The organism is Pseudomonas oryzihabitans, from assembly GCF_032027545.1.
GTDB lineage: Bacteria > Pseudomonadota > Gammaproteobacteria > Pseudomonadales > Pseudomonadaceae > Chryseomonas > Chryseomonas oryzihabitans_F.
In genome coordinates, this window is record NZ_JAVSJB010000003.1 from 493,774 (window position 1) to 520,283 (window position 26,510).

The window sequence follows — 26,510 nt, forward strand, 5'->3', positions numbered from 1 at the left end:
AGCGGGCGAACGGCAAGGGTGATGGAAACCCCGGCCCAGTCACGCAGGTGCCAGGGCGAGGCTGCTCGCACCACGCCGCCGGACAGCGTTCAGCCGTAGAAGGCTGGCCGGCTGGGCAGGCTGATGGGTTCGATGGCGCCGCTGTCCTGCGCCCTGACGCAGGCATCGGCGGTCACGGCCGCTATATAGCCGTCCCAGGAAGAGGGGCCGGTCAGTTGGCCGGCGGCGAGGTCATCGATGAAGGCCTGCAGCTCCACGTCGTAGGCGGCGATGAACCTGTCCTTCCAGTCCATGAGGATCTCGTTGGACAGCCGCGCCTCACTGCGCAGTTGCACCGAGGTCGGCTCGGGCAGCCGGGCGATGCCGCGCTCGCCGACGATCTCGCACTGGATGTCGTAGCCGTACTGGCAGTTGACGAACACCTCGACGTCGATGCGCACGCCCTTGGCCGTCTCCAGCAACACCACCTGGGGATCGCGCAGCTGCTCCCGCGCGGCCGGCGCCTTGCGCGGGAAGACCACCTGGGCGGACACGTAATGATCGTCCAGCAGCCAGGCCAGCACGTTGATCTCGTGGATCAGGGTGTCGGTGATGGCCATGTCGGTGCTGTAATTTTCGCCCACCGTGGGATTGCGGTGGGCGGCGTGGATCATCAGTGGCGCGCCGATGCGCTCCGCGTCGAGCACCGCCTTGAGCTGGCGGTAGCCGGCGTCGTAGGGCCGCATGAAGCCGACCTGTACCAGGCGCCTGCCGTGAGCCTGTTCGGCCTCGACGATGCGCCGGCAGCCCTCGGCGGTGGTCGCCAGGGGCTTTTCGCAGAACACCGGCTTGCCGGCGGCGATGGCCGCCAGCACGTATTCCTCGTGGGTCGGGCCCCAGGAGGCGACCACCACCGCCTGGACGTCCGCCGCGGCGATCAGCGCATGGCCGTCCGGGTAGACCTCCGCGGCGATGCCCAGCTCCTGGACCACCCGGGTGGCCTGCTCGGCGTTGATGTCGGTCACCGCCACCACGCGGCTGCCCAGCAGGGTATGGCTCAGGCGACGGATGTGTTCGCGGCCGATGGCGCCGGTCCCGATGACACCGATGTTCAAGGTCATGACTTCATTCTCCGTGTTGGAATTGTTGTGGAGCGAGCAGCCGATCAGTACTGGCGGGCCTGGGCGGTCTTCTCCTTGAGCATCCGCGAGACGGCGGCGACCTTCTCGCTGGTGGACACCTCGGCGCCCCCCACCCGCCACCAGGACAGGTACTTGTGGATCATGGTCTTGGGCAGCACCTTGATGTCGATCAGGGTGGAGACCTGCTGCTGGCGGGCATCGGCCAGGGCGGCATCGAGTTCCTCCAGGGTCTTCACGCGATAGGTCTTGCAGCCGTAGGCGGCGGCGCTCATGGCAAAATCCACCGGCATGAAGTCGCCATCGAGCTTGCCGGTCTCCGGATTACGGAAGCGGAATTCGGTGCCGAAGCTGCCCATGCCGTGTTCCAGCTGCAGGTTGTTGATGCAGCCGAAGGTCATGTTGTCCAGCAGCACCACGTTGATCTTGCGCCGCTCCTGGATGGAGGTGGCCAGCTCCGAGTGCAGCATCTGGTAGGAGCCGTCGCCGACCAAGGCATAGACCTCGCGCGCGGGCTCGGCCAGCTTCACGCCGAGGGCGGCGTTGATCTCGTAGCCCATGCAGGAGTAGCCGTACTCCAGGTGATAGGTGTTGACGCCCTTGCTGTGCCAGGCGCGCTGCAGGTCACCCGGCAGGCTGCCGGCGGCGGCGACGATGATGGCGTCGTCGGCCAGGCGCTCGTTGAGCCGGCCCAGCACCTGGCTCTGGGTCAGGGAAGAACCGGTCAGGCGGACGAAGTCTTCCAGCACCGCCCGCGGCAGGTCGTCGTCGATCTCCGGGACGAAGTCGGCACCGGTGTAGCCGGCCGCGTAGACCCGCGCCACCTCCTGGTGGTACTGCTCGCGCGCCTCCCCTACCTGGGCGCCCCAGCCAGCGCGGTAACCGGTGGCGCCCAGCGCCTCGGTCAGGGCCAGGAGCGCCTCGCGGGCATCGGCCACCACGGCCAGGCCGTCGAGCTTGCCGGCGTCGAAGGCGGCCACGTTCAGGTTCAGGAACTCTACCTCGGGATGCTGGTAGAGCCACTTGGAGGAGGTGGTGAAATCGGTGTAGCGGGTGCCGACGCCGATGATCAGGTCCGCTTCCTTGGCCAGCAAATTGGCGGCCAGGCAACCGGTCTCGCCGATGCCGCCGACATTGAGTTCGTGGCTGGAGACGATGGCGCTCTTGCCGGCCTGGGTCTCGGCGAAGGGAATCTCGAAGCGTTCGGCGAAGCGCTGCAGGGCCTCGGCGGCGCCGGAATACTTCACCCCGCCACCGCAGATCAGCAGCGGCTTGCGCTTGCCCGACAGCAGTCGCACGGCATCCTCGATAGCCGCGGCCACCGGCGGCCGGCGATCCAGGCGGTGTACCCGCTTGGCGAAGAAGTAGTCGGGATAGTCGTAGGCCTCGCCCTGTACATCCTGGGGCAGCGCCAGGGTCACGGCGCCGGTCTCGGCCGGATCGGTCAGCACCCGCATGGCGTTGATCGCCGCGCTCATCAGTTGCTCGGGGCGGTTGATGCGGTCCCAGTACTTGCTCACCGCGCGGAAGGCATCGTTGGTGCTGATCGACAGGTCGTGGAATTGCTCGATCTGCTGCAGCACCGGATCGGGCTGGCGACTGGCGTAGACGTCACCCGGCAGCAGCAACAGCGGGATGCGATTGGCGGTGGCGGTGGCCGCAGCGGTCAGCATATTGGCCGCGCCCGGACCCACCGAGGAGCTGCAGGCATAGATCTGCCGGCGCAGCTTCTGCTTGGCGAAGCCAGTGGCGGCATGGGCCATGCCCTGCTCGTTACGCCCCTGGTGCACCACCAGGTCGCCGGCCTCCTGCTCCAGGGCCTGGCCGAGGCCGAGCACATTGCCGTGGCCGAAGATGGTGAAGACGCCGGCGACGAACTTGGTCTCGATGCCGTCGACGCTGAGGTACTGGTTATCGAGGAACTTCACCAGGGCCTGGGCCATGGTCAGACGTTGGGTGCTCATGGATTCACCTTTTTGTTATGAGAGTCGCGAGTGGCGTCGGTGCGGCAGGCTCACGCCGGCGCCGCGCCGCAGCTTAGCCGCTCCTGCAGCAGGCGCATGCTCCGCGCCAGTGCCGGTGCCACATCGGGTAGCCCGTGGACGCTGGCGGCGAAGGGTTCGAAGGACAGCGCACCGCGATAGCCGTCGTCCAGCAGGCGCTCGAGCTGGGCCACGTTACCCAGGCGGTCGGCCGCCTCGACCAACACCCGATGGGCATCGCGCAGTTGCTCGACCGGCACCTCGCCGGCGGCTACCCCGGAAACATGCACCAGCCCGGTCAGCTCGGCGAAGAATTCGGTCTCGCCGGCCAGGTGGTGATGGAAGGTATCGTGTACCAGGCGGAAGACGTCGAGTCCGCCGATGGCGCGGATGGCCTCCACCGCCTGGCGCTTGAGGCGCAGCGCGCTCTCCGGGAAACCCAGCGGCTCGACGAAACCCAGTACGCCGTGGTCGCGCAGGATGGGCGCCAACTCGCTCAGGGCGGTACGCAGATCCCGGGCGCGCTGGGCGGCGTCGCGTGGGTCCCCACGGTCGTTGAGCGGGCACAGCACCAGGCCCTCGGCGCCGCAATCCCGGGCATAGGCGGCCAGCCGCAGCGCCTGGGCGCGGCGCTCGTCGTTCCAGACGTCGAAGGGATAGAGGGCATTGATCGACAGGATGCGCAGGCCCGCGGCCTGGCACAGTGCCCGCACCTCGGTCGCCGGCGTGCCATCGTCCAACTCGACGCCGGGGAGATCGTTACGGAGCTCCAGGGCATCGCAGCCGAGCCCCTGGGTCAACTGGATGAAGGCCGGCAGCGCGAGGGATGGCGCTACCATGCGGTTGAGGGCAAAACGCAGGGGTCGACTCATGGCAGCTCCGGCAGTGTGGATGGCATTACTTGGCGGTGGGCATGCTGAATTCGGCACCCTTGGCGATGCTGTCGGGCCAGCGCTGCATCACGCTCTTGTAGCGGGTATAGAAGCGCAGCCCTTCCTCGCCGTAGGCGTGGTGGTCGCCGAACAGCGATCGCTTCCAGCCGCCGAAGGAGTGCCAGGCCATGGGCACCGGGATGGGCACGTTGATGCCGACCATGCCCACCTTGATGGTGCGGGCGAAGGCGCGGGCGATGCCGCCGTCGCTGGTGAAGCAGGACACCCCGTTGCCGAATTCGTGGGCGTTGATCAGCGCCACCGCGCTGGCGAAGTCCGGCACCCGCACGATGCCCAGCACCGGGCCGAAGATCTCTTCCTGGTAGATGGTCATCTCCGGGGTCACGCCATCGAACAGGGTGGCGCCGACGAAGAAGCCGTGCTCGGCGCCGGGCACCTTGAAGCCGCGCCCGTCGACCAGCAACTTGGCGCCCTCCTCCACCCCCTTGGTGATGTAGCCCTCGACCTTGGCCTTGTGCTGGCCGGTCACCAGCGGGCCCATGTCGGCGTCGGCCTCCACGCCATTGCGCACCCGCAGGGCATCGATGCGCGGCAAGAGCTTCTCGATCAGGGCATCGCCCACCTCGCCCACCGCCACGGCGATGGAGATGGCCATGCAGCGCTCGCCGGCAGAGCCGAAGCCGGCGCCGATCAGGGCGTCGGCGGCCTGGTCCAGGTCGGCATCGGGCATCACGATCATGTGGTTCTTGGCGCCACCCAGGGCCTGGACGCGCTTGCCGCGGCGGGTGCCCTCCTGGTGGATGTACTCGGCAATGGGCGTGGAGCCGACGAAGGAGATGGCCTCCACGTCCGGGTGCTGCAGCAGCGCATCCACCGCCACCTTGTCGCCCTGGACCACGTTGAACACGCCATCGGGCAGCCCAGCCTGCTTGAGCAGGTCGGCCAGCAGCAGGCTGGCGGAAGGGTCACGCTCGGAAGGCTTGAGGATGAAGGTGTTGCCGGTGGCCAGCGCCATGGGAATCATCCACAGCGGCACCATCACCGGGAAGTTGAAGGGGGTGATGCCGGCGCACACGCCCAGCGGCTGGCGCAGGTTCCAGTTGTCGATGCCGCCGCCGATGTTGTCGGTGTAGCTGGTCTTGGCCAGGTGCGGCGCGCCGCAGGCGAATTCCACCACCTCGATGCCGCGGGTCACCTCGCCCATGGCGTCGGACAGCACCTTGCCGTGCTCGCGGGTAATGGTGGCCGCCAGTTCCTTGTGGTGCTGGTCGAGCAACTCCTTGAAGCGGAACAGGATGCGCGCCCGGCGCAGGGCCGACTGCTCGGACCACTCCGGAAAGGCCGCCTTGGCCGCGGCGACGGCCTGGTCCACGGTCTGCGCCGTGGCCTGGGCGACCCGTGCCTGGACCACGCCCTCGGCCGGATTGAAGACGTCGCTGAAGCGCTCGGCCTGGGTCGAGACCTCGCCGTTGATGTAGTGCCCGATGACGGGGGTGTCGCTCATGTCCTGAATCCTCGTGTCCTGGGGTCGCCGCCATGGCGAAGGCGAAAGGGGGTTACCGGGTCAGCAGCCACTCGTGCTGCGGATCGTTGTGGAATTTCCAGATGCGCTTGGGCCCGGCCATCACGTTGAGGTAATAGGACTCGTAGCCATAGGGCACGCTGACCGGGTGATAGCCGCGCGGCACCAGCACCACGTCGTGATCCTCCACCGCCATGGCCTGGTCCAGGTCGCGTTCGTCGGTGTAGACGCGCTGGAAGACGAAGCCCTGGCCCGGATCGATGCGGTGGTAGTAGGACTCCTCCAGCAGGCTCTCCTCCGGCAGGTTGTCGCGGTCATGGCGATGGGGCGGATAGCTGGAGGAATGCCCGGACGGGGTACGCACCTCCACCACCAGCAGCGAATGGGCCGCCGCCGTGTCCGGCAGGATGTCGCAGACATAGCGGGTATTGGCGCCCTTGCCGCGGGTGGATCTCTGCATGCTCGCCGGCTCGATCAGCCGCGGTGGCAACCGGTCCGCCGCCACCGGATTGCCGGGCGAAGTGCAGAGGGCGACCTCGGCGGTGCTCTCGGCGGTCACCCGCGCCTCGCTACCAGGCGGCAGGTAGGCGGCATAGGGCGAAACGTCCTCGAAGACGCTCTGGCGACCGGCCAGCCCCCGCCAGGCGAAGTCGCCCAGCTGCGGATGACCGCCCTCGATACTGGCGCCGCCGCTGAGCAGCACGATGCAGACCTCGAGGTCTCCCGCCACCACCGGCAGGGATTCGCCCGCGTGCAGGCGATGGGCAGCGAAGCCGACGTAGTCCAGGGCACCGCGCGGTACGTTGACGATGTCGCGCGCGGACTTGGCGGCTTTGACGAGTAGATTCATCGACGGCCTCCTCAGGCAGTGGCCTGCGCCACCAGTTGGCGCAGGTGATCGTAGCCCTTCTTGGCGTATTCGTAGGCCGGCGCCACCGCCGGGTCCTGTTCGGCCTCCACCACCAGCCAGCCGGCATAACCGCCGGCCACCAGCGCCTTGAGCAGCGCCGAGAAGTCGATGTCGCCATCGCCCGGTACGGTGAAGGTGCCGTTGAGGATGCAGTCCGGAAAGCTCCACTGGTGGTTGCGCGCCAGTTGCACCACGTTCTTGCGCACGTCCTTGAAGTGCACGTGGCAGACCCGGTCCAGATGCCGCTGCAGCACGCTCAACGGATCGCCACCGCCCATGTAGCAGTGGCCGGCATCGAACAGCAGGCCGACGTCCGGGGAGGTCAGCGCCATCAACCGGGCGATGTCCTCGGGTGACTCCACGTAGGCGCCCATGTGGTGGTGATAGGCCAGGCGCAGGCCCTGGCTCAGGGTGAAGGCGGCCAGGCGGTCGAGCTTCTCGGCATAGGCCTGCCAGGCGGCGTCGCTGTGGAAGCGCGGCCGCTCGATCAGCGGAACGCGCTGGCCCTGGATGGACCCGGCCACCTCGCCATAGACCAGCACCTTGGCGCCGTTTTCGGCTAGCAGTCGGCAGTGCGGGCGAATCGCCTCGATCTCGGCCGCCACATCGCGGTGCGCCAGGCCGCTGGAATACCAGCCGGAGACCAGCTCCAGGCCGTGCTGGCCGAGCACCTCGCCCAGGGCCTGGGGCTCGCTGGGAAACTTGCCACCCAGCTCGAAACCCTGGAAACCGATTTCCTTGCCCTCGCGCAGGATGGTCGCAAGCGGAGTGTCGCCGCCCAGGGCCGGCAGGTCGTCGTTGGCCCAGGAGATGGGGTTGATGCCGATCTTGAGTCGTTGTTGTTGTGCGGTCATGTCAGCCTTGCTCGTCGGGTGGCGATCATCAGGCGCGGGCGTCACGCCAGGCCTGGATCAGGAATTCGAAGTTGCCGCGGATCTGCGCGATCAGCCCGGCGTCGTCGATCTCGCCGGCCAACCAGGCCCGGCTCGGCTGGCCGAAGATGGTCCGCCCCACGGCGAAGCCCTGGCAACGCTGGCTGGCGCGGGCCTGGCGGAAGCCCTCGGCCAGGTCTTCGGCCGGGGCATTGAGCCCCAGCAACACGACGCCCTGGCAATAGGGATCGCGCTCGGCGATCAATTGGTCGAGCTGCTCCCAGACCGCCGCCGGCTGGGCCTCGATCTTCCACCATTCGGGGTAGATACCCAGGTTGTACAGGCGCTTGATGGCGCGATAGAGCACATCCGGCCGGGTGGAAGGATGATTCTTCGGCGGGATCACCTCCAGCAGCAGCGCATGGCCACTGGCCTGGGCCGCCTGGTACAGCCCCCTGAGCTGGGCCTCCTGCTCCAGGCGCAGCAGCGGCTCGTCGTCGGGGTGGAATTGCACCAGGCACTTGATGATCTGCTCGCTCGGCCAACTCAGCAGGGTGGTGCCCACCGAGCGACCGTGCTCGAAGGCCAGCGGCCGCGAGTTCTGCAACTCGACCGGGCGGGCCACCCACCAGCCGCGGCCAGTGGCGGCATTCAAGGCGTCCTGGCCGAAGCGCTCGTCGGCCAGTAGCCCGACGTCGGCCGCCACGCCGTGGCGTGCCAGATCCTGTTCGACCTGCTCGATGGCCAGGACGAATAGCCGCTTGAGCGCCGGGATGCGCGCCGGATCGGCGCCCACCTGCTGGGCGCACTCCACCAGTTGGTAGCGGTGGTCGAAGGCGAAGATGAACAGCTGCTGCCAGGGGCGCCGCCGGGTGCTGACCCGATGCAGCCGCGTGAGCACCGGGTCCAGGTCCGGCCGGGTGATGGGGACCGGGCTGGCATGCAGGTAGTCCAGCTCGGCCAGGGTCGGCATGGCCGGGGCGCAGCCGTGGCGCGAGACCACCAGGCCGCCACAGGCATTGGCCAGCCGGCAGCACTGGGCATCGTCCCCCCCGGTCAGCCAGCCGCGCAGGAAACCGGACATGAAGGCATCGCCAGCGCCCAGCACATTGAGCACCTCGACGCGGATGCCGCGTTGGATCTCGCCGTCTTCCAGGCGCGCCGGGATGGCGCCGTGCAGCACTGTGCAACCCTGGGCGCCGAGCTTGACCACCAGGGTCGCCGCTGTCACCTCTCGGACCCGGCGCAGGGCGGTGAGCAGGTCCTCGCTGCCGCCAGCGATCTGGAATTCCTCTTCGGTGCCCACCACCAGGTCGAAGCGCGGCAGGATGCGCTGCACGTGGGCGCTGACCTCGGCGCTGGCAATGAAGCGGGTCTCGCCATCGGCCTTGCCGGTCAGCCCCCAGAGCACCGGACGGTAGTCGATGTCCAGCACCCGCTTCACGCCGTGGCGCTCGGCATAGTCCAGCGCCCGGCTGCTGGCCTGGAACACGCCGTCGGTGGAGAAATGGGTGCCGGTGATCAGCAGCGCCTTGGCGCTGGCGATGAAGGCTTCGTCGATGTCGTCCGCGCAGAGCGCCATGTCGGCGCAATTCTCGCGATAGAACACCAGGGGAAAGGTCTCGCGGTCCTTGATGCCCAGCAGCACCATGGCGGTCAGCCGCTCACGGTCCACGGTGATGCCGCGGGTGTCGCAGCCTTCGCGCTTGAGCGCCGCGGTCAGGAAGCGGCCCATGTGGTCGTCGCCGACCCGGGTCAGCATCGCCGATTTCAGCCCCAGCCGCGCGGTGCCGAAGGCGATGTTGGCGGAGGAGCCCCCCAGGTACTTGGCGAAGCTGCTGACATCCTCCAGCGGCGCGCCAATCTGCTGGGCATAGAGATCGACCCCCAGGCGTCCGAGGCAGATCACGTCCAACTGGCGCCCGCTGGCGAAGAATTGATCACCCATGGGTGGCTCCTGCTTATTGTTATCGCCGCGATCGCTGCACCAGGATCGAGCTTGTTCGGAATGACCCCAGGCTAGAACGCGAAAACACAAAAATCAATATTTTTTTCAAATGCAATTTTATAGAATTAATTTTCCAATCAGCCGCCAGGCGCTTTCATGCCCGCCACTTCGACGCCATCCGGCGAATGGGTTACCTTGCCGACAGCACAGATAAGAGAGAAAGCCTCCATGTCCTCCGAGACATTGCCCGACGCCATGCCCTCGGGCGGTCCCCACGCCGAGCCGCCCATCAGCGTCGAGCTGTTGCTGGCCGCCATCGCCAACGACTACGAAAGCCTGCCCCGTCAGCTCAAGCGCGTGGCGGCCTACGTCAGCCAGCAGAGCGACCGGGTGATGGTCGACCGCATCAGCGATATCGCCAGCCAGTGCGAGGTGCACCCCTCGGCCATCGTGCGCTTCTGCCAGCGTTTCGGCTTCAAGGGCTTCAGCGAGATGCAGGCGCTGTTCCGCGAGGCCTATACCCACAAGACCACGCCGGTGCAGAACTACCAGCAGCGCATCCGCACCCTGATCGCCAACAAGAGCAAGAACGAGAGCGGCAGCGATCTCGCCCGGGAATGCATCAATGCCACGCGCTCCGGGATCGAGCGGCTGGGCGAGGAATTCGACGACGCGGCCTTCGACCAGGCGATCGAGTTGCTGGTCAATGCCGAGAACATCTATGTGGTGGGGGTGCGGCGCTCCTTCGCGGTGGCCGACTATCTCGTCTACAACCTGCAGCACACCAAGAAGCGCATCCACCTCATCACCGGCCTGGGCGGCGGTTATCGCGAGCAGATGCGCAGCATCGCCCAGGGCGACCTGCTGATCGCCATCAGCTTTAGCCCCTATGGCAAGGAAAGCCAGCAGTGCGCGCGCATCGCCCAGCACCACAAGGCCAAGACCCTGGTCATCACCGACAGCACCCTGTCGCCCCTGGCCAAGCGCGCCGACGGCCTGCTGCTGGTCAGCGAGGGCAGTGCCTTCGCCTTTCGCTCGCTGACCGCCACCCTCTGCCTCTGCCAGGCGCTGTTCCTGGCGCTGGCCTATCGCCTCGAACTGAAGATGGACGACATCCAGCCGGGGCCGGACGAAGACTGAGCCGCCTTGCGGCCCAGTGCTCGGCGGCGCGCGCCGGTGCCGCCGCTAGCGCGCCGCTCCCGGCGTAGCGCCGGGCCAGTACCTATCCACGTACTTCTGGATCTCCTGGCGCATGAAGCGACCGGACTCGTCGGCTTTCTCTTCCCAGCCGAACACGCAGGAGGTGACGATGCCGTCGAAACCCACCTGGGCCAGGGAGGCGAAGAACAGTTCCCAGTCGATCTCGCCCTGGTACAGATTCATGTGCTGGTGCACGGTGACCTGGGCGCCGGGTGGATTGACGATGTAGCGCAGCCCGGAAGAGGCCTTGTGGTTCCAGGTGTCGGCGACATGGACGTGGCCGATCAGCGAACCGGCGTCCCGGATCATCTGCGCCATGTCGTCGCCGAAATAGAAGGTATGGGGTGCACAGTAGAGGAACTTGACGTTATTCGAGCCGAGGCTCTTGAGCATGTCGATGGCCGGGTGCAACGTCTCGCACCAGTCCTCGGGATGGGGTTCCATGTTCAGGGTGATGCCTTCGCGCTCGAAGATCGGCACCAGTTCCTCCATGGAGCGCCACCAGGCCGCCTCGCTGGATTCATGGCTGTGGCTGCCACCGCAGCAACTGATCCGATGGCCCCGCTCGGGCGAAGGACCGCGGCCGAACTCGGAGTTCATGGTGTCGCAGCCCATCTCCACGGCCACCTGGATGGCTTCCTTCCAGTAACCCACGGCGGCCTGCCGCTCGTCTTCATGAGGACTCGCCCAGCGGTACATGGGCAGTAGCGAGGCCAGTTGCAGGCCATGGTCCTTGAGCGCCTGCTTGAACTCGGCGATGCGCTCCCGGTGCGCGCGCGGGCGCTTCCACCAGGGCAGGAAATCTTCCCGTGGCGACAGCTCGAGGTACTCGAAGCCCGATTCCGCCACGTGCCGGCAGGTCTCCGCCAGGCTCAGGTTGCGGTACATGTAGGGATCTATGGCTATTTTCATGGTGCTTTTCCCCTGACGTTCGAATCGCCGGATCGACTCCGGCTTCAGCCTAGTAATCGATCCAGACCCCACCGCGGTCGGCGGACTCCACGCAGCGTTCCACCCAGCGCACGCCCTCGACCCCGGCATGGATATCCGGATAGCGCAGCCCCGCCAGCGCCGCCGCATCGCCGCGGTCCGCGGCATCCATCGCCAGGGCGAAGCGGTAATAGAGGTTGGACCAGGCCTCGAACAGGCCCTCGGGGTGGCCGGCGCCGATACGGTCGTCCAGCAGGGCGTTGGCGTGCAGATAGCCCATGCCGCGCTCGAGCACCTGCGCCGGCTGCCCCTGGACCTCGAAGCTGAGCTGGTTGGGCCGCTCGTCCCACCATTCGAGACTGGCCAGGGAGCCGATCACCCGGACCTTCTGGCCGTGCATGGAGCCGGCATTGACCGCACTGGACCAGACCCAGCCCATGGCCCCACCCTCGTATTCCATCAGGGTGTAGGCGTTGTCCTCCAAGGGCGCACGGCTCTTGACGAAGCTCTGCCGGTTGCACTGCAGGCGCTTGATCTTGAGCTGGGGCAGCAGGGTCTCGGCGATGTACAGCGGATGGGTGCCGACGTCGCCCAGCACATAGCTCGGCCCGGCCAGCCGCGGATCCACCCGCCACTGGGTGGCCTCGCTCTGCGCTTCCACCGGCGCACTGTGGAAGCCGTGGGCGAATTGCATGTGCACCATGCGGATCTCACCGAGCTGACCCGCGGCGATCATCTCCCGCGCCTGCTCGATGAGCTGGTGGCCGGCATAGCCATAGGTCACGCCGACGATACGGTTGTGCGCCTGGGCGATCTCGCGCAGGGTTTCGGCTTCCGCCAGGGTGAAGCACAGCGGCTTCTCGCAGACCACGTGCAAGCTGGCCTCCAGGGCGGCCTTGGTGATCGCGAAGTGGGTGCCGTTGGGGGTGGCCACCGAGATCGCCTGGACGCCATCCTCCCGCCCGGCTTCCCCGGCGATGAGGCTCTGGTAGTCCGCATAACAGCGCTCCGGCGCCACGCCCAGGGTTTCACCGAAGGCCTGGCCCCGGGCCGGATCTATGTCGAAGGCGCCCGCGACCAGGGTGAAGTTCTGGTCACGCAGGGCGGCGGAGCGATGGATGTAGCCAATCTGGCTGTTGCTGCCGCCACCGACCATGGCCCAGCGCAGGGGACGGGAGAGACGCTTGCTGCCGTTGATCATCTGGTTGTTCCTTATTGGAAACCGGCACGGGTGAGGTAGGCGCGGCTCTCGGCCACATCGTCCAGGCTGCCGTTGGCGTTGCGCGGATCGCGCTCCTGTTCCACGGTGATGTAGCCCTGGTACCCCAGCTCCTGGATCAGCGTCCGCAGCGCGGGATAGTCGATGACACCCCGGCCGAGCGGACACATCACGCCCTGGGCGCAGGCCTCGAAGAAGCGGATGCGCTGGTTCAGTACCCGGTCGAACACCCCTTGGTCGATATCCTTGAAGTGCAGGTAATCCAGGCGCGCCTGGTACTGTCGCAGGGTGGCGGCGGGGTCCATGCCCGCGTAGTAGAGATGACCGGTATCCAGGCAAAGGCCGGCGATCTCGTCCGGGATATCGTCCACCAGCCGCGCCAGTTCATCGGCGAATTCGATGTAGCCACCGGCATGGGGATGGATCACCGCGCGCACCCCGTACTCGCGCCAGGCCAGGGTGGCGATGGCACGGATGTGCGCCATCATGGCGTTCCAGGCCGCATCGCCCAGACGGGGCGCACGATCGGAATGGCCGGCGGCGTAGTCGCGCTCGTCATGCCCCCAGTCGATCACCACCAGATAGGGCATCGGGAAGCGCTGACCGGCTTCCTGGTGCACCGCGGGCAACTGCTTGAGCAGGGCGCAGAGGTTGTGGGTCTGGGTCAGCAGGGAGGGCAGATTCGCCGGATCGACCAGATCGTCGAAGATGGTGCCGGCCACCACGTGCAGGCCGTTCTCCTTCAGGGCCAGGCCGACCTCGGCGGCATCCAGCGGCAGGTAACCATAGGGCCCCAGTTCGATGCCGCGGTAGCCGGCCTGGCCCGCCTCACGGAGGACCTGGCGCCAGGGTGGCAGGAAGGGATTCTTGACATCATCGACGCCCCAGCAACAGGGCGCGGTGGAGATGTGAATAGCCATAGGTCGGCTCCGATATTGTTGTTGTGGCGCCTGCGACAGGCGTGTTCTGGATGCTAAGGCGGGCCTGCTAGGGCTGCTATAGTGCGGGGCGCGAACCTGTCAAAACCCCTCATCGCCAGGCCAGGAGCCTTTCATTTCATGTCAGATTCCGTAGCGTCTCGACGTCCGACGATGGCCGACGTGGCCCGCGAAGCCGGGGTCAGCCTGTCGACGGTCGACCGGGTGCTCAACCTGCGCGCCGGCGTGCGGGCGGACACCGCGCAACGCATCGCCAACGCCGCCGCCAAGCTCGGCTTTCATGCCCAGGGCGTCATCGAACAACGCCTGCGGCACGATAAGCCGACGCTGCGCCTCGGCTTCCTGCTGCAGAAAAGCGGCGTGGCCTTCTACCAGGGATTGGCCCGGGCCTTGGCCGAGGCGGCGGCGGCCACTGCGCGCGCCCGGGTACGGGTGATGATCGGCTATCTCGATGACCTGGATCCGCTGGTGGTGGCCCGGCGCATCGCGGCGCAACGCGGCGAAGTCGATGCCCTCGGCGTGGTGGCGGTCGACCATGTGGCGGTACGCGAAGCGGTGTCGGACCTGCGCCTGAACGGCATGCCCGTGCTGGCGATGCTGTCTGAACTGGCGACCCGCGCGGGCGCCGGCTACCTGGGTGTGGACAATCGCCGCATGGGCCGCGTCGCCGGCTGGTTCGTCACCCAGCTCGCCCAGCAACCCGGACCGGTGGCGGTGATGGTGGGCAGCCAGAGATTCCAGTGCCAGGAGCTCTGCGAACTCAGCTTTCGCAGCTACCTGGCCGAGGCGCCGGGCGACTGGGAGCTGCTGGCGTCCCGCCTGACACTGGAGGATCCAGGCTACGCCCACGGCAATACCCTCGACCTACTGAGCGCCTATCCGAATCTGGCGGGTCTCTATGTCGCTGGCGGCGGTATCGAGGGGGTGGTCCAGGCCCTGCAGGACCTGCACGATCAGGGTCTGCCACGCCCCACCGTGGTCTGTCACGACCTCACCCCCGTCACCCGGGAAGCCCTGCGCAGCGGACTCGTCCAGGCCGTCCTCTCCCATCCCCGGGAGCAACTGGCCCGGCGCGCGGTGGAGGCCCTGGTGGCCGCGAGCCTGGACAACGGGCAACCGGGCTACGAACTGCTGCCCCTGCAACTCGATGTTCCGGAATGTCACTAGCGTGGTGTTTCAGAAGTTCGCGCAAGAATTGGCGAGTGATTTTTGTCTCCGGGCCAGGCGCCGCGACGAGTCATAGCAGGGCTATGGCGAGGAGTGGCAACGCCGCCCCGGAGGCAAAAAGCGCCGCCAAAATTGTGTAGATAACTTCTGAAACACCACACTAATGCTGGGCTATCGTCTGTAGCTGACTGGGGCACCCCGCTCAGGGCCGGGTGTCGGTGCGCAGCGCCAGGGACAACCGCAGGCCAAATATCCGAAACACCGAGTCCAGCGTCTTCACCGTCGGATTGCCGGTGCCATGCTCCAACTGCAGCAAGGCACCGAGGGAAATCTTGCACATTCGCGCGAAAGGCGCCTGGTTGAGTCCGGTCACCTCGACCCGCAGCCGGCGCACAGCGGTGGCGAAATCGAGTTTGCCGTCGATCACGCCCTGGCAGATGTCAGTGATCAGCTGATCGCGCTCCGCGACGTCCAGCAGCCTCACCATAATCCCCACTCCTGCAGCCGTTGTTCGAGCCGCAGCACAGGTAGCCGTTGCTCCTGGCGGCGAATATCGTTTGGCAAAGCCGTCAGCAGATCGGGGAGCGCCAGGAACGCCCGGGCCTGCTCGCGCACCCGTTCGAAGAGCCAACCTGGCACCAGGGGCCGGTATCCCGCTCGCTTCGCCAACTGGCGCTCCAAGTCATCGCAGAGACCGCGCCAGGGCGGCGACCCTGCCTGCTCCTCGCGCCACTTGGTGCTGCGGCTGATGCCCTCCGGGTCCAGCACCATGGGCGCCAGGTCGTAGATGGGCGCCAGCTCCAACCGATCCGCATAGCGCAGCACGCTTAGATTGCGGCCATGGTTGTCGGAGTTGCCCAGAATCCGATTGAGCAGATCGCGCCGCACGTACTCGAATACCAGTTCCTCTACCTCACTCCCCTGACCGGCGAGGTCCCAAAGTTCGACTAGGCGCGCCACCACCTCTTCATGGACCAGATGCGAGCCCGGCCGGGTGTTACCACATAGGGAATAGATGGACTCCAGCGCGATACGCTCGACGCCATTCGCCCCGACCTTGCGATCGAAGCGCGGCAACCAGAGACTGGGCTTGTCCCCCTCTGCCAGTGCCAGGCCACGCGGGTCGATGGTGTTCAGGCCCAGCGCATTCACTGCGCGATAGTAGTGATACTCGCTGCGCAGGATGTCGCGATCCCGAGCGGTCGCCTGGCCGCGGGCGAACTTCACCAGCCAATGGCGTTGCGCCTGAGCATCGGCCAAGGCGGCATCGGCATGCAGTCCACCCTGTGCATCCTCGGTCAGCAGCAGCTTGGGCGCCTCGCCGCCCGCGCCGGTCGCACCACCCATGGCCGCGCCCTGTTCATAGGCGTATTCGAGAAATTCCTCGGCACGGGACACCACCTCGTCTCGCGAGAAAGCCCGGGAGGCAGAGGGTTCTATCCACTCGGCGCTGGCAATTCGCAGGTGGCCGATAGGCGCCGGCGTGCAGCGCGCTAGCAGGAACAGCTCCGGATCCCAGCCCGCTGGTCGCTCTTGGCCAAAACGCTGCTCCAACCAGCGCCGTGCCGCACCCGCGGGCAAGAGGTCGTAAACGAAGGCAGGCAGGCCAGTAGCGTACTGACCCGTCCAGCTCAGGCGTCGCGCCGCGCTGACCGATACCGCGAAAGGTGAATCCAGTTGCTCATAATGCGCGGCGAGATAGCTCATCTCGTAGCCACTGGTACACAGGGATTCCGCCAGTCGCTCCGGCCGCACGAAGGTGAGCGACAGCGCATCCTGCCAACGGCCGTCGAGGAACGCCTGTACCTTGAGCTTCATGCGAGAGCCCGATTCTCACTTTAATGAAAATTACCCTAGCGCCAAGCCATAAAATTATCAATAAAATGAAAATAAACCCAGGATCAAGGGCGAAAATTACATTAAAATATAATTCCACTCAGCCGCTACCCCAGCATGCTCGCGCCAGCCAGGGCGACGCCGCTGCCCGCCGCCATCGGACAGGCTCGCTTAACCCTCTGATCGGCCAATGAAAAATTCTTGCCCCCCAGGCTTGACAGCTACCCTGCCCTTGCCAATAATGCGCGCCTCGGATGGCTACGTAGCTCAGCTGGTTAGAGCATAGCATTCATAATGCTGGGGTCCGGGGTTCAAGTCCCTGCGTAGCCACCACCTATTTCCAAGGGTCAGCGTAAGCTGACCCTTTTTTATTGCCCACGAAAAAGCCCACCCGATGCCGCTGCTCTTGGTCCCCTCTCCCTCCGGGAGAGGGCTAGGGTGAGGGTCCCGCCGCCCCATCCCTTGCCAATGGCTCCGCGTAAGCCAACTCTTTTCACCGCCATGAAAAAGCCCGGCCTGAGCCGGGCTCCGTCGAAGCAGTCGCCGTTACAGAGCGACCTTCTGTTTGCTGTCCACCTCGTCGCTATCGACCTCTGCGCTGTCGATGGACTGCACCAGCGTCTTCGAGCTGAAGGCCCGCAGGTCGCGCAGGAAGTTGTCGCGCCAGGACGCCAGGTCCGCCTGGCGGATCACCCGCATCATGTCCTCGTAGCGCGCCTTGCGTTCGTCCAATGGCATACGCAGCGCCCGATCCAACGCCTCGGCCATGCCGATGTGGTCGTAGGGATTCACGATCAGCGCCGAATTGAGTTCGCGTGCCGCCCCGGCAAAACGCGACAGCACCAGCACGCCCGGATTCTCCGGGTCCTGGGCCGCCACGTACTCCTTGGCCACCAGGTTCATGCCATCGCGCAGCGGCGTCACCAGGCCCACGTCGGAAGAGCGGAACAGCCCCATCACCGTGCGCCGGTCGTAGCTCTTGTTCAGATAGCGAATGGGCGTCCAGTCCAGCTCGGAGAAATGACCGTTGATGTGGCCGGCATGGCTCTCCAGCTGGCGGCGGATATTCTGGTAGGACACCACGTCCGCCCGCGACGAGGGCGCGATCTGCACGAACTGCACCGCCCGGTGATGCTCGGGGAAGTGCTCCAGCAGCTTCTCGAAGGCCTGGAAGCGCTCCACCAGCCCCTTGGAATAGTCGAGTCGATCGACGCTGACGATGGTCTTGTAGGGCACGCCCTCGATGCTGCGCGAGATGAACTGGCGCCGCGTGCGATAGGACTCGGCCTGCTTCTGGATGACGTCCGGCATCACCCCGATGGGATAGACGCCGACGCGGAAGTTGTGGCCGTAGGCGGTCAGGCTGCCGTCCTTTTCCAGTACCCCACGCACCTCGCGGGTGATGTAGTCCTGGAAGGCCAACTGATCGGTGTCGGTCTGGAAGCCGATCAGGTCATAGAAGCACAGCGTCTTGAGCAGCTCGTTGTGCGGCGGGATGGCGGTGAGGATTTCCGGCGCCGGGAAGGGAATGTGCAGGAAGAAGCCGATGCGATTGCGGATGCCCAGCATGCGGCAGGCTTCGGCGAAGGGAATCAGGTGATAGTCGTGCACCCAGATGATGTCATCGGGCTTGAGCAAGGGCTTCAGGCGCTCGGCCATCGCCATGTTCACCCGCCGATAACCGTCGTATTCCTCGCGGTTGTAGCGCGCCAGATCGATCCGGTAGTGGAAGATCGGCCAAAGCGTGGCATTGGAGAAACCGCGGTAGTAGTGGTCGTAGTCGCGCTTGGTCAGGCCGAAGGTCACGTAGTCGATGTTGTCCTTGGTCTGGGTCTTCGCCGGTCCGTTTTCCTTGACCGTCTCGCCGTTCCAGCCGAACCAGATGCCGCCCGACTTACGCAGGGCGTCCAGTACGCCCACTGCCAGGCCACCCGCGGTCGCCTTGCCTTCCTCGATCGGGGCTACCCGATTCGATACCACCACTAAACGGCTCATCCTAGTCTCCTTGCTTATAATGTGGCGCGAGGTCACGGCTCAGTTGCTGCAGCCAAAGGGCTACCGCGGCAACCGAAGGCAGGCGGGTCTTGGCGACCGTTTCCCCCTCCCCTACCTTGACGGTCAGACCGCCTCGCGCATTGACGACAGTGAACCCCGCTTCATCGGTACGATCGTCACCGAGAAACACCGACAGGCAGCCGGCAAAGGGTTCCAGTTCTAGAAATCTGGCAATGGCCTCGCCCTTGCTCGCGCCGGCGGGCTTGAGCTCGAAGACGCACTTGCCCGGTTGCAGCTTGAATTCGGGATGTTCCGCCGCGATGCCCTCCGCCAGCTCACGCACCAGGGCTTCCTTCTCGGGCGCCTGGCGGTAGTGCAAGGCGAAGGCGACGCTCTTGCGTTCGAGCAGCAGATCCGGGTGGTCCGCCAGGGCGGTCTCCAGCCGTTGACCGACCTGCGCCAGCACCCCAGCATCCAGCTCGACCCGGTGGATGTTGCCTTGCGGGTCGCGCCACTCGGCACCATGGACGCCGGCGGCCGGTAGTCGCAGGGGCGCGGTGAAACCATCGATCTCCGTCAGCGGACGCCCGGATACCACGGCCACGCCATGGTGGCGCGCCAGCCGCTGGAGCGCGGCGAGGGTTTCGGTGGGAATGAAAACCTGTTCCGGACGTGGCTGTAATTCTGCCAGGGTGCCATCCAGATCGAAGAAAAAGGCCAGGGGCTGGCCCAATGAGGTGAGGCTGTCGAGGTCGATCATGCAAGGTACGACTGTCGGGTCACCGTATGGTTCGTTCACACCTTCTGGCAGCGCGGAGGAATTCCCCCTGCCGGCTCGTAGTCCGAATCAGGGAGACGCTCTAGCAGCCAAGCCTTTGGAGACCTTAATGAACAAGCCCGACATCACCAAGACCCCCGAAGAGATCGACGACATCCAGGACCGCATGGGCGATATGCGCGAGCTGGACTTCAGCGAGCGCAAGGACGAGCGCGGCGGTCGCATTGGCGACGAACTCGACGAGCGCGACTACCAGGGCCAATTCCCCGAAGAGCGCGTGCGCCAGGCCGGCATGACCGGCGGCGAAACCCTGGACCACCAACCGACGCTGGACGACGCCAGCCCGGAAACCCTGCTGGATGAAACCGGTGCCCGCTCCCCCAGCGATTACGGTGACGCCTGGCCCAACGACAAGGACCTGAGCGTGGTCGAGGACCGCGAGATCGGCGGCGGCGCTGGTCAGGACGAAGCCGAACTGGGGCGCAGCCATCCGCTGGACGGCCAGGCCTGGGACGGCGAAGCCGACCAACCCAGTGAAGCTGAGACGCAGAGAGACGCCCGCTACGCCGACCTGGACGCCAACGACGAAGACCTCGCCGGCGAGACCAGTCTGGACCTGGACGAAAAGCGCGCCGATCACTGATCGACGCTACGCCGATCTAGTCCAGCAGGGTGCAGGCCATCACCAGCGCATCTTCCCGGCCGCCGACCGCGGGATAGTAATCCCGCCGACGGCCGATCTCGTTGAAGCCGTAGCGCTCGTACAGTCGATAGGCCGCCTGGTTGCTGGCCCGCACTTCCAGGAAGCATTCATTGGCCTTGGCCTTGCGCGCTTCCTGCATCAGTTGCTCCAGCAGGCGCAGGCCGAGGCCACGCCCCTGATTCTCCGGTTTGACGGTGATATTGAGCAGATGGGCCTCGTCGAGGATGACATTGATCACCCCATGCCCCACCTGCTGGTCGCCCAGCAACATCACCCAGCAGTCGTAGGACTTGAGCGCATCGAGAAAGATGCCGCGTGTCCAGGGATGGCTGAAGGCCTGGTATTCGATCTTCAATACCGCGTTCAAGTCGGCTTCGGTCATGCGCCGAAAGCGCACCGCATCGTTCATCACTTATCCGTCCAGCGACGCCGCACAGGGCGCATGGCTTGCCAGAGCGCGGCCTTGGTAGCCGGCTCTTCCATCAATACCTCCAGCCCCGGCACCAGCCAGGCGGCTCCCAGTGCCGTCTCCCGCTCCACACCGGTCTCGTCGGGCTGCTCGACCCCGCTGTAGCGCCGCGCCGCGCCACCGATCAGCCAGAGGCCAAGCCCCTCGCCCAGGCGCTCCTGGTGCGCCGCCACGAAGCTCTGCACGAACTCGGCGGCAGCCGCGGGTCCCTGGTCGAGTTGCCCGCTGTTGAGCAGCGGCCAGCGAATGGGTTCTTCGCTGACGATCCGCGGCGTTTCCGGTAGCCCGGCCGCCCGCAGCAGGTCGCGCAGCAGCAGATAGGCGGGATCGCGCGCACCCAGGGCATCCCCGGTTGGCAACTCCAGCAACAGCAGGCAACGCCCGGCTTGCAGGAGTTGCAGGGCGAAACGCGGCGCCGGCTCGCGCGGTGGCGGGGAGACGCGCTCGGCTTCCGGCTCGACGACGACGCTGGCGGCCGGCTTGGCCGGACCGGGCCGGGGAATCTCGATGCGCGGGCGGACAGCCGCAGGCGCCGCGACGGCAGGGGGAGCCGCAGGAGCCGGCTCGGGCCGCACCACCCTGGCTACCACGGGCGCCGCTGCGACCTCTTCCACCCACAGCACCTCCGGCCGCGAGGGTGCGGCGAAGGGCAAGGGCGTGCGCGGCACCCAGATATCCAGGTCCAACGCCTGCAGATAGGCGCGACGACGCGCCTCGACGGCAAGCGACGGGGAAACGGAAGCGGCGGCGTCGGACATGGGCGGATCCTTGGGATACGCGGCGAGATGATTCGGGGGCGGCATTGTCGCGCGGATCGTCCCGGATCGAAAGGCCGCCCTGCCCATCGGTCCCACCGCTGTCACATCGAAGGCTCTGGCGTCTGGAGTACAATGCCGCTTTTGCCTGGTGCGGTCCCCACCATGATCGACCCCAAACGCGTCCTGCGTACCCTTGCCGAACATTGGCACCTCATCGACCCGCTGTGCGCTCATTTCGACAGCGGCACCCTGGGGCTGGCCGAGTTGCGCGCCCGGCTGGCCGAGCAATTGCCCGAGCGCACGCCGGCCGACCTCACGGCCCTGCTCGACACCTGGATCCGCCTCGACATCCTGGTGCCGGTGGCCAAGAGCCCCAACCGCTTCGAACTCAACGGCCAGATCCACGACTTCCTCGGCTACCTGAGACGCGAGCACCGCCTTGGCCTGTGCCTGGAGATCGAAGCCTACCTGCGTCACCTGGAGCGCCTCGCCGGCCATATCCGCGAGGCCTTCGACAACCGCGACGGCCCGGACCTGGCCCGCCAGTTGCGCCTACTGGACATGCGCGTGCGCGACGTCCTCAAGAAACTGGCCAACGATGGCCACGCCCTGGAAGGCGTCGCCGAACGGGCCAAGACCAGTGATCGCCAGATCCCCCTGCGCCAGCGCTATGCCGAGGTGCTGGCCACCTGGGACGAGTACGTCGAACCGATGATCCAGCTGGTGGCCGCCGACGGCGCCTTCGAGCGCGGCGTCTACCGCGTCGAACAGGTCCTGCTGCACCTGCTGGGCGAACAGCAGCGCCTCGGCCACCTGGTCGACGACGACCTGCTGCTGCGCACCCAGGCACGCATCCTGGAAATGCACAACGCCGCCCAGCTGGCCCTGAGACGCGCCCGCGAACTGCTGCTGCCGCTGCGTGAAGAGGCGCGGCGGCACAACGCCGTCACCCGTGGCGCCGCCCTGGCCCTGGCTGCCATCCGCCGCAAGGGGCTCGACGCCGTGCCCCAGGCCGCCCTGCCGCTGTTCAGCCGGCCGCAGAGCGTCTTCCTTGGCACCGCCGCCCAGGTGGAGAGCTACGTCTACGCCCTGGCCCGCTTCGAGCCCAAGCCGGCACGCTTCCCCAGCCAGTCGGGTCGACCACGCGACACCCGCCGTTCCGCCGCACCACGCACCGTGCGCGAGATGCTCGACCTCTGCCAGGACGCCCTGCCGCTGCCCGACCTCATGGCTTGGCTGCTGGAACAGGAGCCCGCCGGCGACACCGACGAGCTGCTCTACTGGTTCTCACGCCTGTCCCGCGATGCGCGCTTCCAGCGCCAGCGCCTGGACCGCCACCACTACGACACCCTCGAACACCGCGTCAGCCTGTGCTCCTACGCCCTGGCCGCCCGATCCTCCGCGAGCGATGCCCATGCAACTTGATCTCAACGAAATGACCCAGCTCGCGCCCATCTTCCGCGAGCTGTTCAAGGGCTATCACCTGTCCCGCAGCGAGCCCGAGTGCTACGCCCAACTCAGTCAGCAGCAGGACCAGTACCGCGCCCTGTTCCGCGCCCTCGGCTTCGAGCTGGTCTGCGATCCGCGCGGCTTCTACTATTTCGTCCCCGAGCAGATGGGCACCCAGGTCAACAAGACCGCCCAGCGCCTGGCGCTGTTCACCTTCATCCTGGTGGAGCATCTCGCCGACCAGGGCCGCGACCCGCTGGCCGTGCTCGATGGCGGCACCCTCGGCCGGCCCGAACTGCCGGCCCTGCTGGACAAATACCGCGACCTCTTCCTGCAGGCCGAGGTCACCACCCAGGACGAATTGGAAGAAAAGATCCTGCGCCGCCTGACCCAACTCGGCTTCGCCCTGGACAGCAACGGCAGCTACCGCTTCCTGCCGCCCATGCACCGCTTCCTCGACGTCTGCCTGGCCGTGCAACAGGATCGCGACCTGGCCGCCAGCCTGCACGCCAGCGACCTGCCGCTGCCGGCCCCTACCCTGGCCGGTGATGAAGAAGACGCCGAAGACGGCAGCGCCGAGGATGACGAAGAGGCCGCCCTGGCCCGCGCCATCGCCGCAGAACGGGAGTTCGACCTATGATCCGCTACGGCATCAGCCGCTTCGCCTTGCTCAACACCGCCGGCTATAGCCTGGGCCTGTTCCCCCTGGAACAGCCGCTGTCGGTCTACGGCGCCAACAACCTGGGCAAGAGCGCCTCGATCAACGCCCTGCAATTCCCCATCCTAGCGCGGCTCTCCGACATGAGCTTCGGCAAGTACAGCAGTGAGCAATCGCGCAAGTTCTACTTCGCCACCGACACCAGCTACATCCTCGTCGAACTGCGCCTGGCCCACGGCCCCCACGTCATCGGCGTGGCCGGGCGCGGCCCGGGCGGCGGCTTTGGCCACCAGTTCTTCGTCTATGCCGGCGAACTGGACCTGGCCCACTACCAGCGCGACGGCACCTGCCTGCGCCAGCGCGAACTCTTCGCCAACCTGGAGCGCGCCGGGCTCAAGGCCTACGAGGTCAAGCCCGAGGAACTGCGCCGCCTGCTGGTCGGCGGCCACACCAGCATCCCCCTGGACCTCACCCTCATCCCGCTCAGGTCTACCAGCGAGCAGAGCCTCAAGACCTTCCGCGCCCTGTTCATCAACCTGCTGCACATGCGCGAGATCACCGCGGCCAAGCTCAAGCAGCTGTTCCTCGACGCCTTCGAGCACAGCCTGAGATCCGGCAGCGTCGACTACATCGCCGCCTGCGAAGAGGCCTTCCGCGACGTGCGCCGCATGGAGCAGGACTACCAGTCCCTGGTCGCCGCCGGCCCGCTGGTGGAAGCCCTGGCCAATGGCGTCGAACAGCGCGACCGCCTGCGTGGCAAGCTGCACCGCCTCTCGCCGCTGCTCGACAGCCTGCTCGGCACCTGGCAGCACTATGCCATCGACCGCCGTGACGAACTCCTGGCCCAGAGCGAGCACTACCGCCTGGAACAGGATAGCCTGCAGCAGAACCAGCGCGACGGCACCAGCGAACTGATGCGCCTGGAGCGCGAAGTCAGCGGCCTGCAACGCTGGCTCGCCGACCTGGCCCAGCTCAAGCACCGCTTTGCCCTGGTGGACTCCACCGCGCCCCTGGAAGCCCAGCTGCTGGCCGCCAAGGATGCCCACGACGAACTGGCCGGCGCCCTCTCCCAGTCGCGGCAGTTCAGCAGCGAAGACCTCGACCAGCGCGTCCGTGAACTGGAACAGCGCCTCAAGGGCCTGCGCCAGCAACTCGACCACGCCGACAACAACAGCTACGCCCGCCTGCGCGAGGAATTCAGCCAGGCCGACGTCGAGCGCCTGATGCGCCTATTCAATGGCCAGCTGTTCAGCCTGCCCCTGGGCTCCAAGGGTATCGAACTGGCCGAGGACGGCAGCTGGCTGAAGACCCTCGAAGGCATCCTGGAACGCTTCGAGGGCGATCGCTTCGAACTCCCCGGCCTGTCCCTCGACCTCTCCGGCATCGAACCGCCCACCCTCCAGGCCCTGGCCGACCGCGCCGCCCTGCGCGACCAGAAGGATCGCCTGGAGCGCGAACTCAAGCAGCTCAAGGCCCAGCAGGGGGTCATCGCCGACCGCCAGGCGAGCAAGGCCCAGGCCGAAGCCCTGTACCAGCAGGTATTGGATGCCCAGAAAGCCTTGGAAGATTTCCGCCGCTGCCAAACCCTGAGCGCGGAAGAGAACGAAAAGCTCGAACAACTGGCGCAGCTGGAAGCCGCCCAGGACGAACTGCGCCGCGCCGGCGATGCCTTCACCGAACGCGTCCAGCAACTGTCCGCCAAGCTGCAACTGATCGGTCGCCAATTGGCCGACCTGGAAGCCAAGGACCGCACCCTGGCCGATGCCCTGCGTCGTCGCCAGCTGCTGCCCACCGACCTGCCCCAGGGCACGCCCTTCATGGAAGCGGTGGACGATTCCCTGGAGAACCTGCTGCCTTTGCTCAACGACTACCAGGACACCTGGCAGGCACTGCAGCGTGCCGACACCCAGATCGAGGCCCTCTACGCCCAGGTCCGCCTCAAGGGCGTCGCCAAGTTCGACAACGAGGAAGATCCCGAGCGTCGCCTGCAGTTGCTGATCAACGCCTATGCCCATCGCCAGGACGAAGCCCTGACCCTGGCCAAGGCCCGCCGCGCCGCCGTCACCGACATCGCTCGCACCCTGAGAAACATCCGTAGCGACTACGACAACCTCGAACACCAGTTGCAGCTGTTCAACCGCGAGATCAACCGCAAGCAGGTCTCCAACCTGGAGAGCTTCCGTATCGTCCTGGCGCCGAACAAGGATGCCCTCAAGCACATCGACCAGATCATCCACAGCGCTGGTCAGTACGAGGAAGGCGAGACCCTCTCGGTGTTCGACCTTACCCAAGACAGCGGCCAGGACCAGAAGAACGAGGAGGCCCGGGACTACCTGGCCCGCCTGGTAGCCGCCAACGGCAACCAGCTGGGCCTAAAGGACCTCTTCGAACTGGCCTTCGAGATCACCAAGCAGGGCGGCCAGCCGATCCTGCATACCGACATCGACGGCGCTGCCTCCAATGGCACCACCATGACCATCAAGGCGCTGACCAACATGTACCTGTTGCTGCACCTGATGGATCGGGAACGCGCCGCCAAGATCCGCCTGCCCTACTACCTGGACGAAGCCGCCGACATCGACGAACGCAACCAGCAGGCCCTGATCGAGACCAGCCAGCAACTGGGCTTCGTCCCCATCCTGGCCAGCGTCAAACCCCAGGTCAGCGCCCAGGTCGCCATCGACCTCGAAGCCGGCAGCGGCCCCGCCGGCATCTACATCGACGAAGCCGACTGGAAATACATCGCCAAACGCGACCTGGCCTTGCCCGAACCGGCTTGAGCCCTGTCCAGAAAGCCCAAAGCCCGGCACATGCCGCACAAAAAAACGCCGCGTTCCTGTGAAGGAAACGCGGCATTTTTTTGTATTCACCAGAATGGCCGGAAGTGCCGTGCTGGATAGGCTGCAATCAGTGCCTAATGATTAGTTATCGCGGCCATGGGCCGCTCCTACAAAAAGCTCATGCCCTGTAGGAGCGGCCCATGGCCGCGATAACGATCTATAGCCCAGCAGTAGCCCCACAACAGCCCGGCTACGCCGGGCTGTGGCCGCGCTTGCTCTGCTTTCAAACTATCCGCAGCACCTTGCTGGCAAGCACCGTTCTCAGTCCCCTCTCCCTCCGGGAGAGGGCCCGGGAGAGGGCAACCCCAGGCACGGGCTTAACTTC

The 26,510-nt window shown here is 66.3% G+C and carries 22 protein-coding genes and 1 tRNA gene; 7 read left to right on the top strand and 16 right to left on the bottom strand.

Annotation, left to right across the window (positions count from 1 at the left end; translation table 11 throughout):
• Positions 1-89: 89 nt before the first annotated feature.
• Genes RND78_RS07225 through iolC form a run of 7 tightly spaced genes read right to left on the bottom strand, consistent with a single transcriptional unit; the run spans position 90 to position 9,245 of the window.
• Positions 90-1,100, bottom strand: a complete 1,011-nt coding sequence (locus RND78_RS07225; protein WP_312727227.1) for a Gfo/Idh/MocA family oxidoreductase — start codon at positions 1,098-1,100, stop codon at positions 90-92.
• A gap of 44 nt (positions 1,101-1,144) precedes the next feature.
• Positions 1,145-3,082 carry a 3D-(3,5/4)-trihydroxycyclohexane-1,2-dione acylhydrolase (decyclizing) gene (gene iolD, locus RND78_RS07230; RefSeq protein ID WP_312727229.1) on the bottom strand — a complete coding sequence of 646 codons (1,938 nt, stop codon included), beginning with the start codon at positions 3,080-3,082 and terminating at the stop codon, positions 1,145-1,147.
• 50 nt (positions 3,083-3,132) lie between these two features.
• The gene (locus tag RND78_RS07235) at positions 3,133-3,972 is read right to left on the bottom strand and encodes a TIM barrel protein (protein ID WP_312727230.1); all 840 of its coding nucleotides are present in this window, start codon (positions 3,970-3,972) and stop codon (positions 3,133-3,135) included.
• A 25-nt stretch (positions 3,973-3,997) separates the two neighbouring features.
• Positions 3,998-5,497: a CoA-acylating methylmalonate-semialdehyde dehydrogenase gene (locus tag RND78_RS07240; protein WP_312727232.1), complete on the bottom strand. Its 1,500-nt coding sequence runs from the start codon at positions 5,495-5,497 to the stop codon at positions 3,998-4,000.
• A gap of 52 nt (positions 5,498-5,549) precedes the next feature.
• Entirely contained in the window at positions 5,550-6,365 is an 816-nt protein-coding gene (iolB, locus tag RND78_RS07245) for a 5-deoxy-glucuronate isomerase (protein WP_312727234.1), read from the bottom strand.
• An 11-nt stretch (positions 6,366-6,376) separates the two neighbouring features.
• Complete coding sequence (gene iolE / locus RND78_RS07250) at positions 6,377-7,279, bottom strand: myo-inosose-2 dehydratase (RefSeq protein WP_312727237.1); 903 nt, start codon at positions 7,277-7,279, stop codon at positions 6,377-6,379.
• A 28-nt stretch (positions 7,280-7,307) separates the two neighbouring features.
• Entirely contained in the window at positions 7,308-9,245 is a 1,938-nt protein-coding gene (gene iolC, locus RND78_RS07255) for a bifunctional 5-dehydro-2-deoxygluconokinase/5-dehydro-2-deoxyphosphogluconate aldolase (RefSeq protein ID WP_312727240.1), read from the bottom strand.
• Between the two features lie 228 nt (positions 9,246-9,473).
• Between iolC and RND78_RS07260 the strand changes: the two genes are divergently transcribed.
• Complete coding sequence (locus RND78_RS07260; RefSeq protein WP_312727241.1) at positions 9,474-10,385, top strand: MurR/RpiR family transcriptional regulator; 912 nt, start codon at positions 9,474-9,476, stop codon at positions 10,383-10,385.
• A 45-nt stretch (positions 10,386-10,430) separates the two neighbouring features.
• On the opposite strand, the gene RND78_RS07265 is transcribed toward RND78_RS07260, so the two are convergent.
• The 3 genes from RND78_RS07265 to RND78_RS07275 are packed head-to-tail and all read right to left on the bottom strand — an operon-like array spanning position 10,431 to position 13,514.
• On the bottom strand, positions 10,431-11,357 hold the full coding sequence (locus RND78_RS07265) for a sugar phosphate isomerase/epimerase (RefSeq protein ID WP_312727243.1): 927 nt from the start codon (positions 11,355-11,357) through the stop codon (positions 10,431-10,433).
• A 49-nt stretch (positions 11,358-11,406) separates the two neighbouring features.
• Complete coding sequence (locus RND78_RS07270; RefSeq protein ID WP_312727246.1) at positions 11,407-12,576, bottom strand: Gfo/Idh/MocA family oxidoreductase; 1,170 nt, start codon at positions 12,574-12,576, stop codon at positions 11,407-11,409.
• 11 nt (positions 12,577-12,587) lie between these two features.
• Positions 12,588-13,514, bottom strand: a complete 927-nt coding sequence (locus tag RND78_RS07275; RefSeq protein WP_312727247.1) for a TIM barrel protein — start codon at positions 13,512-13,514, stop codon at positions 12,588-12,590.
• A 138-nt stretch (positions 13,515-13,652) separates the two neighbouring features.
• On the opposite strand from RND78_RS07275, the gene RND78_RS07280 reads away from it, so the two are divergent.
• The gene (locus RND78_RS07280) at positions 13,653-14,699 is read left to right on the top strand and encodes a LacI family DNA-binding transcriptional regulator (protein WP_312727249.1); all 1,047 of its coding nucleotides are present in this window, start codon (positions 13,653-13,655) and stop codon (positions 14,697-14,699) included.
• 202 nt (positions 14,700-14,901) lie between these two features.
• Here RND78_RS07280 and RND78_RS07285 read toward each other — a convergent pair whose 3' ends face one another.
• Positions 14,902-15,186, bottom strand: coding sequence for a helix-turn-helix transcriptional regulator (locus RND78_RS07285; protein ID WP_312727252.1), 285 nt, complete (start codon positions 15,184-15,186; stop codon positions 14,902-14,904).
• Positions 15,180-16,517: a HipA domain-containing protein gene (locus tag RND78_RS07290; protein ID WP_312727255.1), complete on the bottom strand. Its 1,338-nt coding sequence runs from the start codon at positions 16,515-16,517 to the stop codon at positions 15,180-15,182. The genes RND78_RS07285 and RND78_RS07290 overlap by 7 nt, the downstream gene beginning before the upstream one ends.
• A gap of 274 nt (positions 16,518-16,791) precedes the next feature.
• Between RND78_RS07290 and RND78_RS07295 the strand changes: the two genes are divergently transcribed.
• Positions 16,792-16,868: transfer RNA gene (locus RND78_RS07295), tRNA-Met, on the top strand.
• 213 nt (positions 16,869-17,081) lie between these two features.
• Here the strand turns inward: RND78_RS07295 and otsA are convergent.
• Together otsA and otsB are read right to left on the bottom strand one after the other, a co-directional pair.
• Positions 17,082-18,530 (bottom strand): alpha,alpha-trehalose-phosphate synthase (UDP-forming), encoded by a 1,449-nt coding sequence (gene otsA, locus RND78_RS07300; RefSeq protein ID WP_312727258.1) that lies wholly within the window; start codon positions 18,528-18,530, stop codon positions 17,082-17,084.
• 1 nt (position 18,531) lies between these two features.
• A complete protein-coding gene (gene otsB / locus RND78_RS07305) occupies positions 18,532-19,290 on the bottom strand; it encodes a trehalose-phosphatase (RefSeq protein ID WP_312727260.1) in 759 nt (252 codons plus the stop codon).
• 127 nt (positions 19,291-19,417) lie between these two features.
• Here otsB and RND78_RS07310 point away from each other — a divergent pair, with 127 nt between their 5' ends.
• On the top strand, positions 19,418-19,951 hold the full coding sequence (locus tag RND78_RS07310; protein ID WP_312727263.1) for a hypothetical protein: 534 nt from the start codon (positions 19,418-19,420) through the stop codon (positions 19,949-19,951).
• A gap of 16 nt (positions 19,952-19,967) precedes the next feature.
• On the opposite strand, the gene rimI is transcribed toward RND78_RS07310, so the two are convergent.
• Entirely contained in the window at positions 19,968-20,420 is a 453-nt protein-coding gene (gene rimI / locus RND78_RS07315) for a ribosomal protein S18-alanine N-acetyltransferase (protein ID WP_312727264.1), read from the bottom strand.
• A complete protein-coding gene (locus tag RND78_RS07320) occupies positions 20,420-21,238 on the bottom strand; it encodes an energy transducer TonB (protein ID WP_312727266.1) in 819 nt (272 codons plus the stop codon). Before RND78_RS07320 ends, rimI begins: the two co-directional genes overlap by 1 nt.
• A 162-nt stretch (positions 21,239-21,400) precedes the next feature.
• On the opposite strand from RND78_RS07320, the gene mksB reads away from it, so the two are divergent.
• From mksB to mksF, 3 genes are read left to right on the top strand one after another with little or no spacing between them, the layout of a single operon-like run.
• Positions 21,401-22,663 carry an Mks condensin complex protein MksB gene (gene mksB, locus RND78_RS07325; RefSeq protein ID WP_312727268.1) on the top strand — a complete coding sequence of 421 codons (1,263 nt, stop codon included), beginning with the start codon at positions 21,401-21,403 and terminating at the stop codon, positions 22,661-22,663.
• Positions 22,653-23,327, top strand: coding sequence for an Mks condensin complex protein MksE (gene mksE, locus RND78_RS07330; RefSeq protein WP_059226297.1), 675 nt, complete (start codon positions 22,653-22,655; stop codon positions 23,325-23,327). Before mksB ends, mksE begins: the two co-directional genes overlap by 11 nt.
• Positions 23,324-26,125, top strand: a complete 2,802-nt coding sequence (gene mksF / locus RND78_RS07335) for an Mks condensin complex protein MksF (RefSeq protein WP_312727272.1) — start codon at positions 23,324-23,326, stop codon at positions 26,123-26,125. Before mksE ends, mksF begins: the two co-directional genes overlap by 4 nt.
• The last annotated feature ends 385 nt before the right edge of the window (positions 26,126-26,510 follow it).